Annotated in this window: 10 protein-coding genes; 3 read left to right on the top strand and 7 right to left on the bottom strand. The window is 62.8% G+C overall.

From position 1 onward, the window contains the following. Window positions 1-43: 43 nt before the first annotated feature. The gene (locus ACVWVY_RS07685; protein ID WP_456625804.1) at window positions 44-844 is read right to left on the bottom strand and encodes a hypothetical protein; all 801 of its coding nucleotides are present in this window, start codon (window positions 842-844) and stop codon (window positions 44-46) included. 445 nt (window positions 845-1,289) lie between these two features. Between ACVWVY_RS07685 and ACVWVY_RS07680 the strand changes: the two genes are divergently transcribed. Beyond that, window positions 1,290-3,401 carry a S9 family peptidase gene (locus ACVWVY_RS07680; protein WP_456625803.1) on the top strand — a complete coding sequence of 704 codons (2,112 nt, stop codon included), beginning with the start codon at window positions 1,290-1,292 and terminating at the stop codon, window positions 3,399-3,401. A 3-nt stretch (window positions 3,402-3,404) separates the two neighbouring features. On the opposite strand, the gene ACVWVY_RS07675 is transcribed toward ACVWVY_RS07680, so the two are convergent. After that, window positions 3,405-4,010: a TetR/AcrR family transcriptional regulator gene (locus tag ACVWVY_RS07675; protein WP_456625802.1), complete on the bottom strand. Its 606-nt coding sequence runs from the start codon at window positions 4,008-4,010 to the stop codon at window positions 3,405-3,407. Between the two features lie 186 nt (window positions 4,011-4,196). Between ACVWVY_RS07675 and ACVWVY_RS07670 the strand changes: the two genes are divergently transcribed. Together ACVWVY_RS07670 and ACVWVY_RS07665 are read left to right on the top strand one after the other, a co-directional pair. Continuing rightward, the gene (locus ACVWVY_RS07670) at window positions 4,197-5,405 is read left to right on the top strand and encodes an efflux RND transporter periplasmic adaptor subunit (RefSeq protein ID WP_456625801.1); all 1,209 of its coding nucleotides are present in this window, start codon (window positions 4,197-4,199) and stop codon (window positions 5,403-5,405) included. A 138-nt stretch (window positions 5,406-5,543) separates the two neighbouring features. Beyond that, complete coding sequence (locus tag ACVWVY_RS07665) at window positions 5,544-8,732, top strand: efflux RND transporter permease subunit (protein WP_456625800.1); 3,189 nt, start codon at window positions 5,544-5,546, stop codon at window positions 8,730-8,732. Window positions 8,733-8,864: 132 nt separating this feature from the next. On the opposite strand, the gene ACVWVY_RS07660 is transcribed toward ACVWVY_RS07665, so the two are convergent. From ACVWVY_RS07660 to ACVWVY_RS07640, 5 genes are all read right to left on the bottom strand, one after another. Continuing rightward, window positions 8,865-10,307, bottom strand: a complete 1,443-nt coding sequence (locus ACVWVY_RS07660; protein ID WP_456625799.1) for an aldehyde dehydrogenase family protein — start codon at window positions 10,305-10,307, stop codon at window positions 8,865-8,867. Window positions 10,308-10,362: 55 nt separating this feature from the next. Next, complete coding sequence (locus ACVWVY_RS07655; protein ID WP_456625798.1) at window positions 10,363-11,082, bottom strand: ribonuclease activity regulator RraA; 720 nt, start codon at window positions 11,080-11,082, stop codon at window positions 10,363-10,365. A 63-nt stretch (window positions 11,083-11,145) separates the two neighbouring features. Further along, a complete protein-coding gene (locus ACVWVY_RS07650; RefSeq protein WP_456625797.1) occupies window positions 11,146-12,237 on the bottom strand; it encodes an SMP-30/gluconolactonase/LRE family protein in 1,092 nt (363 codons plus the stop codon). Window positions 12,238-12,392: 155 nt separating this feature from the next. After that, window positions 12,393-14,129, bottom strand: a complete 1,737-nt coding sequence (gene araD, locus ACVWVY_RS07645) for an L-arabinonate dehydratase (RefSeq protein WP_456625796.1) — start codon at window positions 14,127-14,129, stop codon at window positions 12,393-12,395. Next, on the bottom strand, window positions 14,126-14,989 hold the full coding sequence (locus tag ACVWVY_RS07640; protein WP_456625795.1) for an ABC transporter permease: 864 nt from the start codon (window positions 14,987-14,989) through the stop codon (window positions 14,126-14,128). The genes araD and ACVWVY_RS07640 overlap by 4 nt, the downstream gene beginning before the upstream one ends. Window positions 14,990-14,994 lie beyond the last annotated feature (5 nt).

Here is a 14,994-nt window from a genome sequence, read left to right as displayed (position 1 = left end):
GCGCGTCGCGCGACGTCCTTTGCCGCGCAGCTATCATGCGAAGTCAGTCGATTCGCATGAGCTGGTTACTCGCCCCGACTTCATACACGCTGACGGAAAGCGATTCTCGCGCGCTAACGTAAGCGGGCCGGTCAGCGAGGATGCATGTCGCGTATTTCGGGCCACCTGGCTCTCCGGGAGTAAATCGTTCGAGCGCCGACTCCGTAATGGAACGGCAGAGCCGGCGGGTAAATGGCCGCATCCAGGGATCGCCGTCCGCGCGGCTGACGGTGATGAGCATCGCCCCGGGTTGCTGTCCTTTCCAGGTCACCACGCAGGCCGTGCCCTCACGCAGAAGCAGCGCACTGCCGACCCTTCCAAGGCCGAGGCCATCGGGCAACGCAACACAGCGATCTATCGTCCGTTCGCTATCGTCGAACTCGAACCACTGCTGAGGCGCACTCTTGAAACGGTTCTTGAACCAGTCGCGGACCGGCCGATTGGGCGACGAGGACTCCTGCCGGACCGCGATGCTGAACGGGAATCGCGTAAGCGCCTGCGTTTTTCGGTCGACGACGAATATTCCATACACTCCGTTAAACGTCCTGATCTGTTCGTGGGTTTCGAGAACCTTTCCATCTCGCTCGACACTGACGGTTCCGCTACCGCCTTCCAGCGAAACCTCGATCCCCTCGCCGTATTTGCGCTTGCTCTCGGCTTCGAGCTTGGTTAGGTCGGCCATCAGCACGCTGTAGGTAACGGCCATCGCTGAATTAATGGATTGACTCGAGCGCGGAACGCGCCAGTCGCGAACAAATTCGCCATAAGCAATGAAGCCGACAACGGCCAGCATGGCTGTCCACATCACAGGTCTCGGCATCAGTCGCATGCAGGCAGGGCTCGCGGTTCACGCACCCATTGGTTGTGGCAACGGACCGGTTAAATCTTCGTAAAATGGGCTGCCAGCTTCCAATACCAAGCCGACATGGTCCACGCCTCGTCAAATCCTCTCGTGCATTCTAACGCTCCACCTTGTACGCCTTCGATCTGCGCCTTGAGCCGCTCCAGCGACGGCAGCGGTTTTGCTGGACCGACAACATATCTGCCCTCGGCCAGCCACGACAAAATCTTCAGATCGATCGCCGGCGGCGAGGCCGAAATGCCTAACCATACAACACGCTAGCCAACAAGATTGAGGTACGCCGCCGATCTGGCAATTCGCGTTTTCGAGCCGATATAAGGGTGTCGGCGATGCCCGGCCTGATCGTCATGCGCCGGCTTGGCCCGCGCATCCAGCTAACGAGGATTGAGTGACACAACCCAGGAAGACTTCTCTGCCCGCCCCCATCGCCCCGCGCCGTCCGCATTCCTTCGCCACGCACGGCATCACGGTGACGGACGACTACGCATGGCTGAAAGACGCCCGATGGCAGGAAGTGCTGCGCGATCCCTCGATCCTGGATCCGGATATCCGAAAATATCTCGAAGCTGAAAACGACTACACCGATAGCCTGCTGGGCCATACCGCGCCCTTGCAGAAGAAGCTGGTTGCGGAAATGCGCGGGCGGATCAAGGAAGACGATTCCAGCGTGCCCGCGCCGGACGGTCCGTTTGCCTATTTGCGAAAGTTTCGCGAGGGCGGGCAGCATGAACTGTTCGGCCGCACACCGCGCGACGGCGGCGACGTCGAGATCGTGCTCGACGGCGATGCGCTGGCCGCGAACCATGAATACTTCAAGTTCGGCAGCGCGCGGCATTCGCATGACCACAAACTGCAGGCGTGGAGCGCCGACACCAAGGGCTCGGAATATTTTTCGATCCGCGTGCGCGATTGGGCTAATGGCACCGATCGCGACGACCTCGTCGAGGAGACCGACGGCGGCATCGTCTGGAGCAAGGATTGCAACAGCTTCTTCTACGTCAAGCTCGACGACAACCACCGGCCGATGCAGGTGTGGCGGCATCGACTTGGAACCAAACAGGCTGACGACACGCTTGTTTATGAAGAGCAGGATTCCGGCTGGTTCACCCATCTGCACGAGAGCTCGTCCGGCCGCTTCTGCGTCATCGCCGGCGGCGATCACGAGACCTCGGAGCAACGGCTGATCGATCTGGCCAACCCCGAAGCGCCGCCGCGCCTCGTCGCCGCGCGCGAGGAAGGCGTGCAATATTCGCTCGCCGACCGCGGCGACGAGCTGTTCATTCTCACCAATGCGGACGATGCCATCGACTTCAAGGTCGTCACCGCACCGCTCGCCGCGCCCGAGCGCGCCAACTGGCGCGACCTGATTCCCTATCGCGAGGGCGTCTATGTGCTCGATGTCGAACTCTATGCCGGCCATATGGTGCGGCTGGAGCGCGCCAACGCGCTGCCTGCGATCATCATCCGTGACCTCGAGAGCGGCGGGGAGCACGCCATCGCCTTCGACGAGGCCGCCTATTCGCTCGACACCATGGGCGGTTACGAGTTCGAAACCACCAATTTGCGGTTCTCCTATTCGTCGATGACGACGCCGGCGGAAGTCTATGACTACGACATGGCTACGCGGGCGCGCCTGCTGCGCAAGCGGCAGGAAATTCCGTCGGGCCACAACCCCGCCGACTACGTCACCACGCGCATCATGGCGACCTCGCATGACGGCGCGCTGGTGCCGGTCTCGATCCTGCACCGCAAGGATCTGGTGCGCGATGGCCGCGCGCCGCTGCTGCTCTACGGCTACGGCTCCTACGGCATGGCGATGCCGGCATCGTTTGCGGCCAACCGGCTGTCGCTGGTCGATCGCGGTTTTGTCTACGCCATCGCGCATATCCGCGGCGGCGCGGACAAGGGCTGGGGCTGGTATCTCGACGGCAAGCGCGAGAAGAAGACGAATTCGTTCGACGATTTCGCAGCAGCAGGGCGCGCGCTGAGCGAGGCAAAGTACACCAGTGCCAAACGAATCGTCGGCCATGGCGGCAGCGCCGGCGGCATGCTGATGGGGGCGGTCGCCAACCGATCAGGCGAATTGTTCGCCGGCATCGTCGCCGAAGTGCCGTTCGTCGATGTCTTGAATACGATGCTCGACGACACGCTGCCGCTGACGCCGCCGGAATGGCCGGAATGGGGTAACCCGATCGAAAGCGAAAAGGATTTTCGCACCATCTTGTCGTACTCGCCCTACGACAACCTCACGGCAAAGGAATATCCCGCGATCCTGGCGATGGGCGGGCTGACCGATCCGCGCGTCACCTATTGGGAGCCGGCCAAATGGATCGCGCGGCTGCGCCCCACCATGAGCGGCGGCGGCCCGGTGCTGCTACGCACCAACATGGGCGCCGGCCACGGCGGCGCGTCGGGGCGGTTCAACCGGCTCGACGAAGTGGCGATCGCGTACGCGTTCGCGCTGTGGGCGGTGGGAATGGCGGAGAAGGCGGAGGTGTGAACGTCAGACCGACGCCAGACTCGGCGGCGGCCACGTTCGCAGCGCCATCTCGGCAATCTTGCGCAATTGCTCGCGCGTCGTGCCGCCAGCCGCCTGCACCGCCATGCCCTGCAGGAACGCCGACAGGTAGGCCGCGAGATCGGCGGCATCGGATTCCTCAGGCAGGTCGCCTTCGGCGATCGCCCGCTCGAAGCGCTCGCGCAAATCCTGTTCGCCTTTGGCGCGGCGCGACATCAATTCCTGCTTGATGGATTCAGCAGCATCGCCGCAGCTCAGGGCGCCTTGGACCGCCAGACATCCCGGCGGATGGTTCGGGTCAGTGACGGCATCGGCGCTTTCGTACAGCAAGTGTTCGACCACGGCGCGCGCGGTCGGCTTGGCCAGCGCGGCCTGAAAGTAACCGCCGGGGCCGTCGACGTAACGATCCAGCGCCTTGCGAAACAGTTCTTCCTTGTTGCCGAACGCGGAATAAAGGCTTGGCTTGGTGATCCCCATGGTTTCCGTGAGGTCCGCCATCGACGCGCCTTCGTAGCCTTTGCGCCAGAACACCTGGAGCGCCAGGTCGAGCGCCTTGTCGACATCGAATTCGCGGGGCCGTCCCATGGCCATGATGGGTTCTCCGAGTTTCCTACCAATCGTTAGATAAGTGACTTGACAGGTCATGTCGATGGCCCATTTATACCGGACGTTACGAAAGTGTGCGCTGCAGCGTGGACGGTAATCGGGTGTCGTCACCGGTCCGATCTATTCAAACCGGGCTAACAGCGCCGAATGTCCTGCCGAACTGGGGTCTCCATGAAAAATATTATAAAAAACAAACGCTTGGCTGGGACGGGGCTGGTGCTGACCGCCTTGGCCATCGCCGCGGGTGCGACCTTCCTGAGCGATCGAGGTGGAAGCGCACAAGCCGAGACGGCGACAGCAGCACCCGCGGCCCTGCCGGTCTCGGTCTCCGTCGTCGCGCCCCGGCAGACCGTGCCTTGGGACGAGTTTTCCGGCCGGCTTGAGGCCGTCGAACGGGTCGAAATCCGCTCCCGCGTCGCAGGCGCGATTCAGGAAATCCACTTTACGGAGGGTGCGCTGGTCAAACAAGGAGACCTGTTGATCCTGATCGATCCGTCGCTGTATGCGGCCGATGTGGCGCGCGCCGAAGGCCAGGTGTCCGCGGCCAAGGCGCGCCTGATCCTCACCAAGAGCGATTTCGAGCGCGGCCAGCAATTGACGGATTCGCGCACGATCTCGCAGCGCGATTTTGACGGTCGCGTCAACGCCTACAGCGAGGCCGAAGCGAATCTGAAGGCGGCCGAGGCGACGCTGCAAACGGCAAAACTCAATCTCGGCTATACCGAAGTACGGGCGCCGGTCTCCGGGCGGGTCGGCAAGCTCGAAATCACCGTCGGCAATCTGATCGCCGCTGGACCCGGCACGCCGGTTCTGACCACGCTGGTCTCGGTCAATCCGATCTATGCCAGCTTCAATGCCGATGAGCAGGTGGTGACGCGCGCATTGCGGACGCTGGCGGATGAATCGACGCCGTCCGAGATCGGACGCATCCCGGTGCAGATGGGGACCGGCACCACCGACGGCACACCCTACAAGGGGAAGATGCAACTGATTGACAACCAGGTCGATGCGCGCAGCGGCACCGTGCGGGTGCGCGCGGTGTTCGACAACGCCGATGGCAGGCTGATGCCGGGCCAGTTCGCGCGGCTGCTGATGGGCCAGCCCAAGGCCGAGCCGGTGTTGCTGATCAGCGAACGCGCCGTCGGCACCGACCAGAACAAGAAATTCGTGATGGTCGTCGACAAGGACAGCAAGGCGGAATATCGCGAAGTTGCGCTCGGCGTATCGATCGAGGGCATGCGCGTCGTGACCGGCGGGCTACACGCCGGTGAACGCATCGTGGTCAAGGGACTGCAGCGTGTGCGTCCCGGTGCGCTGGTCGCGCCCGAGGTGGTGGCGATGGGTTTTGCTTCTTCCGCGACCGAGGTGGCGCAACGCTAGCAGTCTGATCCCGGTGCTTTTGCGAGAGAGCACCGGACAACAATCAAAAAACAACAGAAGTGAATCAGTGCGGTCGATCACGGTCGACCGCGCCGGGACCCTTGCGCTTTGCAGCCCGGCTACCAGCGAGACAGTGTCATGAACTTTTCCAGATTTTTCATCGATCGGCCGATCTTCGCGGGCGTGCTGTCGACTCTGATTTTTGTGGCGGGACTTCTGTCGCTGCCGGCGCTGCCGATCTCGGAATATCCGGAAGTGGCGCCGCCAACGGTGGTGGTGCGCGCGCAATACCCCGGCGCCAACCCCAAGGTGATCGCCGAGACGGTATCGACGCCGATCGAGGAGCAGATCAACGGGGTCGAAGGCATGCTCTATATGAGCAGCCAGGCCACCACCGATGGATTGATGACGCTCAACGTGACGTTCCGCCTCGGCACCGATCCGGACAAGGCACAGCAACTGGTGCAAAACCGGGTGGCGCAGGCCGAGCCGCGACTGCCCAGCGAGGTCCGTACCCTCGGCATCACCACGATCAAGAGCGCGCCCGATCTCACCATGGTGGTGCATCTGCTGTCGCCGAACGGCCGCTACGACATGACCTATTTGCGCAACTATGCCGTGCTCAACGTCAAGGATCGGCTGGCGCGCATCGAAGGCGTCGGCCAGGTGCAGTTGTTCGGCTCCGGCGACTATTCGATGCGGGTCTGGCTCGATCCGCAGAAGGTCGCCGAGCGCGGGCTGTCGGCCGCCGACGTGGTGCGCGAGATCCGGGCCCAGAACGTCCAGGCGGCGGCGGGCGTGGTCGGGGCATCGCCAAGCGAGGTCGGGCTCGATTTGCAGCTCTCCATCAACGCACAGGGGCGGCTGCAGACTGAGGAAGAGTTCGGCGAAATCATCGTCAAGAATGGCGCCAACGGCGAAGTCACAAGGCTGCGCGACATCGCCCGGATCGAGCTCGGCGCCGCGGACTATTCGCTGCGCTCGCTTCTGGACAACAAATCAGCGGTCGCGGTACCGATCTTCCAGTCGCCGGGCTCCAATGCGATCCAGATTTCCGACACCGTCCGCAAGAAGATGGTCGAGCTGAAGGCGAATATGCCGGATGGCATGGACTACAGTATCGTCTATGACCCCACGCAATTTGTTCGCGCCTCTATCGAGGCGGTGGTGCACACGTTGTTGGAAGCCGTGGCCTTGGTGGTGCTGGTGGTCATCCTGTTCCTCCAGACCTGGCGCGCGTCGATCATTCCGCTGATCGCGGTGCCGGTTTCCATCATCGGCACCTTTGCCGTCATGCATGTGTTTGGCTTCTCGATCAACGCGCTGACACTGTTCGGGCTGGTGCTGGCGATCGGCATCGTCGTCGACGACGCCATCGTTGTGGTCGAGAACGTCGAGCGCAACATCGAGCAGGGGTTAACGCCAAAGGACGCCGCATATCAGGCGATGCAGGAAGTCACCGGGCCGATCATCGCGATCGCGCTGGTGCTGATCGCGGTGTTTGTGCCGTTAGCGTTCATTACCGGATTGACCGGCCAGTTCTACAAGCAGTTCGCGCTGACGGTGGCGATCTCGACGGTGATTTCCGCGTTCAATTCGCTGACGCTGTCGCCGGCGCTGGCGGCGGTGCTGCTGAAATCCCACGACGCACCGAAGGACGCGCTGACCCGCGGCATGGATCGCGTGCTCGGCTGGTTCTTCCAGCGTTTTAACCGCTTCTTTCACCGCAGTTCAGACGCCTACAGCCACGGCGTCAAACGGGTGATCTCGCGCCGGGCAATCGTGATGGTTGGCTATGTCGCGCTGATCGGCGTCACTTTTGGACTGTTCAAGGCGGTGCCCGGCGGCTTTGTCCCCGGCCAGGACAAGCAATATCTGGTCGGCTTCGCGCAACTGCCCGACGGCGCGACGCTCGATCGCACCGAAGAGGTGATCCGCCGCATGGGTGATATCGCCTTGAAGCTGCCGGGCGTCGAAAGCGCCGTGGCGTTTCCCGGCCTGTCGATCAACGGTTTCACCAACAGCTCGAACTCAGGGATAGTGTTCGTCACGTTGAAGCCTTTCGAAGAACGCAAGGCGGCCAATCTAAGCGCGGGCGCGATCGCCGGTCAGCTCAATGGCAAGTTTTCCGCGATCCAGGAAGCTTTCATTGCCATGTTCCCACCGCCGCCGGTGGCGGGACTAGGCACCATCGGCGGCTTCAAGCTGCAGATCGAGGATCGCGCCGGGCTCGGCTATGAGGCGCTCAACGACGCCACCAAGGCGTTCATCGCCAAGGCTCAAGCGGCGCCACAACTGGCCGGGCTGTTCTCCAGTTATCAGGTCAATGTGCCGCAGCTTTATGCCGATATCGACCGCACCCGGGCACGGCAGCTCAGCGTGCCCGTGACCAGCGTGTTTGACACCATGCAGATCTATCTCGGCTCGCTCTACGTCAACGACTTCAACAAGTTCGGCCGCACCTATTCGGTGCGGGTACAGGCGGACGCGAAATTCCGCGCCCGCGCCGACGATGTTGGGCTATTGAAGGTGCGCACCGACACCGGCGAGATGGTGCCGCTGTCAGCGCTGCTGAAGATCAAGGAAAGCGCCGGGCCGGAGCGCGCCATGCGCTACAACGGCTTCCTCACCGCTGACCTCAATGGCGGTGCGGCGCCCGGCTATTCGACCGGGCAGGCCCAGGCAGCGGTGGAGAAGATCGCGGCAGAGACCTTTCCGAAGGGCATCGCGTTCGAGTGGACCGACCTGACGTATCAGGAAATCATTGCCGGCAATTCGTCGCTGGTGGTGTTTCCGGTGGCGCTGCTGCTGGTATTCCTGGTGCTCGCCGCGCAATACGAGAGCCTGACCCTGCCGCTATCGATCATCATGATCGTGCCGATGGGGCTGCTGGCGGCGATGCTCGGCGTCTGGCTGACCAAGGACGACAACAACGTGTTCACCCAGATCGGCTTGATTGTTCTGGTGGGACTGTCGGCCAAGAATGCCATCCTGATCGTGGAATTCGCACGCGAGCTGGAATTCGCCGGACGTACGCCGGTGCAGGCCGCAGTCGAAGCCAGCCGCTTGCGGCTGCGGCCGATCCTGATGACTTCGCTTGCCTTCATCATGGGCGTGGTACCGCTGGTGATCTCCAGCGGCGCAGGCTCCGAGATGCGTCATGCCATGGGGGTTGCGGTGTTTTCAGGCATGATCGGCGTCACGGCGTTCGGCATCTTCTTCACGCCGATGTTCTACGTGCTGCTGCGCGCGTTGGCCGGTAACCGGCCGCTGACGCAGCATGGCGAAGCATCGGTGGGAAATATCTCGCGCAGTCCGGCCGAGTGAGACGACGAATGTGCGGCCGTCACGGCGCAAGAATTCGCAGGCGCGCAACAACCCAGCGAACCCGCTCTTGAAGGTCGCATTGCGGCGATACAAGAATCACCCGGCGCTAAGCGCCGGGTGAGGCGAAGGCCCTTATGGCAGCGTGTAAGCCGTCTTCACCGTCGTATAAAATTCGGCGGCGTAGCGGCCCTGCTCGCGGGCGCCGAAGCTGGAGCCTTTTCGGCCACCGAACGGCACGTGGTAATCGACGCCGGCGATCGGCAGATTGACCATCACCATGCCGGCTTCGGAATTGCGCTTGTAGTCGCTGGCGTATTTCAGGCTGGTGGTGCAGATGCCGGATGACAGGCCGAAATCGGTGTCGTTCGCGGTCGCCAGCGCTTCGGCATAATCCTTGACCCGGATGACCGCGGCCACCGGCCCGAAGATCTCCTCGCGCGCGATCCGCATCTTGTTGCTCACATCGGTGAACAGCGCCGGCTGCAGGTAGAAGCCGGGTGCCTCGCGGTTGAGGCGCTCTCCGCCGAAGGCGAGCTTGGCGCCTTCGTCCTTGCCGATGCTGATATATTTCATATCCTGATCGAGCTGGCTCTGATCGACGACGGGGCCGATATCGGTTCCGGCTTTCACCGCGTCATCGACCTTCAGGCCGCGCATCCGCTCGGTCAGGGCCTCGACGAACTTGTCGTGAATGCCTGATGTGACGATCAGCCGCGAGGCGGCGGTGCAGCGCTGGCCGGTAGAAAAGAACGCGCTGTTGGCGGCGCATTCCACGGCGACCTTGAGATCCGCATCGTCGAGCACGACCAGCGGATTCTTGCCGCCCATTTCGAGCTGGAACTTCTTCATCGGCCGCGAGGCGATGCAAGCCGCCGCCACCTTCTGGCCGGTGGCCACCGAGCCGGTGAAGCTGATCGCGGCAACATCGGGATGCTCAAGCAGGACCGCACCGACTTCCGAGCCGCGCCCGATCACAAGGTTGAGCACGCCCTTGGGCAGGCCGGCGCGATGCAGGATATCGACCAGCGCCCAGGTCGAGCCCGGAACAAGATCGGCGGGCTTGACCACCACGGTATTGCCATAGGCCAAAGCCGGGGCGATCTTCCAGGCCGGAATGGCGATCGGAAAATTCCACGGCGTGATCAGGCCGACAACGCCCAGCGCTTCGCGTGTAATCTCGATGTCGATGCCGGGGCGAACGGAAGCGAGTTTCTCACCGGCCATCCGCAGGCATTCGCCGGCAAAGAACGCGAAGATCTGGCCGGCGCGCGCGACTTCGCCGACGCCTTCCGGCAACGTCTTGCCTTCCTCGCGCGACAACAGCCGGCCCAGTTCGTCCTTGCGGGCCAGGATTTCGTCCGACGCCTTTTTCAGGATGTCGTAGCGCGCTTGCGGCGTCGATCGCGACCATGCCGGAAACGCCGCTTTGGCAGCCGCAATTGCAGCCTCGGCTTGGGCACGCGTGCCGCGCACGGCTTCGCCGACGATGTCCTTGGTATCGGATGGATTGACGTTCGGCGCGCGAGCGCCATCGGACAACCATTCGCCGTCGATCAAATTGTTGAACATCAGCATGGGTGTTTTCTCCACTGTTACGTCGTTTCTGGATCGCGCGTCCGGGAATGGAAGACTATCGTCCGTTGGCCTTGCGCCAAGCAGCAAAATCCTTCGGCGTCTGCTCGTCGGTTGCGGGATAGAGTCCGAGGATCGAGCGGCCCTTGTGCACTTCCTCTGTAACAAAATCCTCGAACGCAGTCATCTCGACCGCCTCGTCCGCTATCTCATCCGCCAGGTGCGCGGGGATCACAATGACGCCGTCGTGATCGCCGAGGATGACGTCGCCGGGGAATACCGGCGCGTCGCCGCAGCCGATCGGGACGTTGATTTCGATCGCCTGATGCAGCGTCAGATTGGTCGGCGCGCTCGGGCGGTGGTGATAGGCGGGGAAACCGAGAGCCGCGATTTCGGCAGAATCGCGAAAGCCGCCGTCGGTAATCACGCCGGCGCAGCCGCGCTGCATCAGCCGCGTCACCAAAATGGCGCCGGCGGACGCGGCGCGGGCGTCCTTGCGGCTGTCCATCACCAGCACCGCGCCCGGCGGGCAGTCTTCGATGGCCTTGCGCTGCGGATGCGCGCGGTCGCGAAACACGTCGATCTTGTTGAGATCCTCGCGCGCCGGCATGTAGCGCAGCGTAAAGGCCTCGCCAACCAGCACCGGCTGATCGGGACCGAGCGGATGCACGTCCTGGATCATCTGGATGCGAAAGCCGCGCTTGAACAGCGCGGTGGCTACGGTGGCCGTGGAGACCGTCTTGAGTTTGTTGCGGGTGGCGTCGCTCAATTTTGTCATGTGCCTTTTCCAAATCCTGGTCATTCCCCGGTGCACAGTAGCGCATCGGGGAATGACGGTTACTCACACCGCGCCGTGGGACTCTACATAAAGCGCGTAGATCGAGTGGCTGCTCGTCATATAGAGGCGGTTGTTCTTCGGGCCGCCGAAGGTGAGATTGGCGCAGCGCTCCGGCAGGCGGATATGGGCAAGCGGCTTGCCGGCCGGGCTGAACACCATCACGCCGTCGAGATCCTCCGGCTTGCCCTTGAGCTGGAATACTTTTCGGCTGCCAACGTCGGCCGGTTCGGACTGCAGCGCGCCGTTCGAACCCCAGCCGCACCACAGATTGCCGTCACGGTCGACGCGAAAGCCGTCGAGCGCGCCCTGATCCGCAGCATCGATCAGCTTGGTCTTGCCGCCCACCGTGCCATCGGCATTGACGTCAAAACTCCAGATGCTGCGGTTGGGCGTGCCCTTCCACTCCACGACGTATAGCTTCTTCTCGTCCGGCGAGAAGGCCAGCCCGTTGGGATTGACGATGTCGGTAATGACGGCGCTGAGCTTGCCGTCCTTGGTGAGACGATAGACGTTGGTGGTGGCCTGTTCGGGCTTTTCCTTCTTGCCTTCCCATTCGCCGTTGATGCCGAACAGGGGATCGGTGAACCAGATGGTGTCATCGGACTTGACCACAATATCATTGGGCGCGTTCAACCGCTTGCCCTCGAACTTGTCGGCCAGCACGGTGATCTTGCCGTCCTTCTCGGTGCGCGTGATGCGGCGGGTGACCGAATGCTCGCAGGTGACGAGCCGGCCCTGGCGGTCGCGGGCATTGCCGTTGGCATAATTGGCATTGGCGCGGAACACGCTGGTCTGGCTGGTCTTCTCGTCGAACTTCATGATGCGGTTGTTGGGGATGTCGGAGAACAGCAGATAGCCGCCCTCGGGGAAATAGGCCGGACCTTCGGCCCACCGCATGCCGGTCGCGACCTGTTCGACGGTCGAGGAATAGATCCGGTATTTTGCAAAACTGGGATCGAGGATCTGCACCGCTGGATCGGGATAGCGCTGGTTCGGCGAGAACGGGAACGATTGCGCAGCCGCACTGCGGGCGAGAAGCGTCGTGGCAGCGGCGGCGCCCGCCCCTGCGAGCAGATTGCGTCGGTTGATGTTCATCGGTTGGTCCTCCGCTGTGATGCTTTTATTTGGTCTTGGCGCTATCCACGTCATTGCGAGCAAAGCGAAGCAATCCATTCTTTCTTTATGCAGCGAGATGGATTGCTTCGCTTCGCTCGCAATGACGGTTGACGGTTGGTGCCTCGGAACGGCAGTCAGTAGATCGATGGCTCGTCGACCGGTTTCCCAAAGCCGGTCTCCAGAAAGTCGAAGTCGCAGCCTTCATTGGCCTGCTTGATGTGCCTGGTGAACATCCAGCCGTAGCCGCGCTCGTAGCGCGACTCCGGCGCCTTCCACTCGGCGCGGCGCTTTGCGAGCTCCGCCTCCGGTACATCGAGATTGATGGTGCGCGCGTTGACGTCCAACGTGATCTTGTCGCCGTTGCGCACCAGGGCCAGCGGCCCGCCGATGTAGGACTCCGGCGAGACGTGCAGAATGCAGGCACCGTAGCTGGTGCCGCTCATGCGCGCATCCGACAGCCGCACCATGTCGCGCACGCCCTGCTTCACCAGTTTTGTCGGGATCGGCAGCATGCCCCACTCCGGCATCCCGGGCCCGCCCTGCGGCCCGGCATTGCGCAGGATCAGGACGTGATCGGCGGTGACATCCAGATTCGGATCGTCGATCGCCTTCTTCATCGAGGGGTAATCGTCGAACACCAGCGCCGGGCCAGTGTGCTTGAGGAAACGCGGTTCGCAGGCGCTCGGCTTGATCACGCAACCGTCCGGCGCGAGATTGCCCTTGAGCACCGCCAGCGCTCCCTCGGCGTAGATCGGATCCTTCACGGTACGGATGACGTCGTCATTGTAGACTTCGGCGCGCGCGATGTTTTCGCCGAGCGTCTGGCCTGTCACCGTCATGACGTCGAGATGCAGATGCTCTCGGATACGGCTCATCAGGCCGGGCAGGCCGCCGGCATAGAAGAAGTCTTCCATGAGATATTTGTCGCCGCTCGGCCGCACATTGGCGATCACGGGCACCTTGCGGCTGGCGGTCTCGAAATCGTCGAGCCCGATGTCCTGGCCGGCGCGGCGGGCCTGCGCGATCAGATGGATGATCGCATTGGTCGAGCAGCCCATCGCCATCGCAACCGTAATCGCGTTCTCGAAGGCTTTTCGGGTCTGGATCTTGCTCGGTGTCAAATCCTCCCACACCATCTCCACAATCCGTCGGCCGCATTCGGACGCCATGCGGATGTGGCCGGCGTCGGCGGCGGGAATGGAAGACGCGCCCGGCAGCGTCATGCCGATCGATTCCGCGATCGCCGTCATGGTCGACGCGGTGCCCATGGTCATGCAGGTGCCGTAGCTGCGGGCGATGCCGGCCTCGACATCGACCCAGTCCTTGTCGGAGATTTTTCCGGCGCGCCGCTCGTCCCAGAATTTCCAGGCGTCCGAGCCCGAGCCCAGCGTCTTGCCCTTCCAGTTGCCGCGCAGCATCGGACCGGCCGGCAGATAGATCGTGGGAAGATTCATGCTGGTGGCGCCGAGCAGCAGGCCCGGCGTGGTCTTGTCGCAGCCGCCCATCAGCACGACGCCGTCCACGGGATGGCCGCGCAGCAATTCCTCGGCGTCCATCGCCAGCATGTTGCGGTAGAGCATGGTGGTCGGCTTCAGGAACGATTCCGACAGCGACAGCGCCGGCAGCTCCATCGGGAAACCGCCGGCCATCAGGATGCCGCGCTTGACGTCATCGACGCGGCTCTTGAAGTGCATGTGGCAGGGCTGCGCGTCCGACCAGGTGTTGAGGATCGCGATAACGGGCCGGCCTTTCCATTCCTCCGGCGCGTAGCCCATCTGCATCGCGCGGGACCTGTGCCCGAAAGCGCGGAGATCGTCGGGAGCGAACCAGCGCGCGCTGCGGAGGTCGGCGGGGTTCTTCTTGTGGCTCATGACTGGGTGCCCCATTTCTGGACGGTGTTGCGCTCGATCGGGCGGAAGATCAGGTTCTCGACAATCAAGCCGATCACGATCACCGTCAACAGGCCGGCGAACACCGCGGGAATATCCAGGAGATTGCGGTTTTCGAAGATGAACCAGCCGAGGCCGCCCTGCCCCGATGACACGCCGAACACCAGTTCGGCGGCGATCAGCGTGCGCCAGGCAAACGCCCAGCCGATCTTCAGGCCGGTCAGGATCGAGCCGAAGGCGGCAGGGATCAGAATGCGGGCGACGTAAGGCAGCCCGCGCAGGCCGTAATTGCGGCCGACCATGCGCAGCGTGTTCGACACGCTCTTGAAGCCGGAATGGGTGTTGAGCGCGACCGGCCACAGCACCGAATGGATCAATACGAAAACGAGACTGCCATTGCCAAGGCCGAACCAGATCAGCGCCAGCGGCAGCAGCGCGATCGCCGGCAGCGGATTGAACATCGCCGTGATGGTTTCGAGGAAGTCGGTGCCGATCCGGGTCGAGATCGCCAGAATGGTGAAGATCGCCGCGAGGATGATGCCGGCGGCATAGCCCATGAACAGCACCTTCAGCGAAGCCCAGGCCCGCATCGGAATGGTGCCGTCGCGCACCTTGTCGAACATCGTCAGAATCGTGTCGTGGAAGGTCGGAAACAGCAGCGGATTATCGAGTATGGTGCCGTAGACTTCCCACGCCACCGCGAGGAAGATAATGATGACGGATTTGCGGACGAAGCCATCGTTCCACAACCGCTCCAGCACCGTCAGCTTGCGCTCGACTTCCGCCGGAGCAACCGCCGCCAAATCTGCGGCATCGCGCAGCAGGATTTTTGCCTCGCCCATCGCGC

Source organism: Bradyrhizobium sp. URHC0002 (assembly GCF_054059515.1).
This window is presented reverse-complemented; position numbering and strand designations above follow the sequence as displayed.

Coding starts and splice junctions, on each gene's coding strand:
- ACVWVY_RS07675 (WP_456625802.1), bottom strand. CDS start 4,010: ATGGCCATGGGACGGCCCCGCGAATTCGATGTCGACAAGGCGCTCGAC.
- ACVWVY_RS07670 (WP_456625801.1), top strand. CDS start 4,197: ATGAAAAATATTATAAAAAACAAACGCTTGGCTGGGACGGGGCTGGTG.
- ACVWVY_RS07660 (WP_456625799.1), bottom strand. CDS start 10,307: ATGCTGATGTTCAACAATTTGATCGACGGCGAATGGTTGTCCGATGGC.
- araD (WP_456625796.1), bottom strand. CDS start 14,129: ATGAGCCACAAGAAGAACCCCGCCGACCTCCGCAGCGCGCGCTGGTTC.
- ACVWVY_RS07665 (WP_456625800.1), top strand. CDS start 5,544: ATGAACTTTTCCAGATTTTTCATCGATCGGCCGATCTTCGCGGGCGTG.
- ACVWVY_RS07650 (WP_456625797.1), bottom strand. CDS start 12,237: ATGAACATCAACCGACGCAATCTGCTCGCAGGGGCGGGCGCCGCCGCT.
- ACVWVY_RS07685 (WP_456625804.1), bottom strand. CDS start 844: ATGTGGACAGCCATGCTGGCCGTTGTCGGCTTCATTGCTTATGGCGAA.
- ACVWVY_RS07640 (WP_456625795.1), bottom strand. CDS start 14,989: ATGGGCGAGGCAAAAATCCTGCTGCGCGATGCCGCAGATTTGGCGGCG.
- ACVWVY_RS07655 (WP_456625798.1), bottom strand. CDS start 11,082: ATGACAAAATTGAGCGACGCCACCCGCAACAAACTCAAGACGGTCTCC.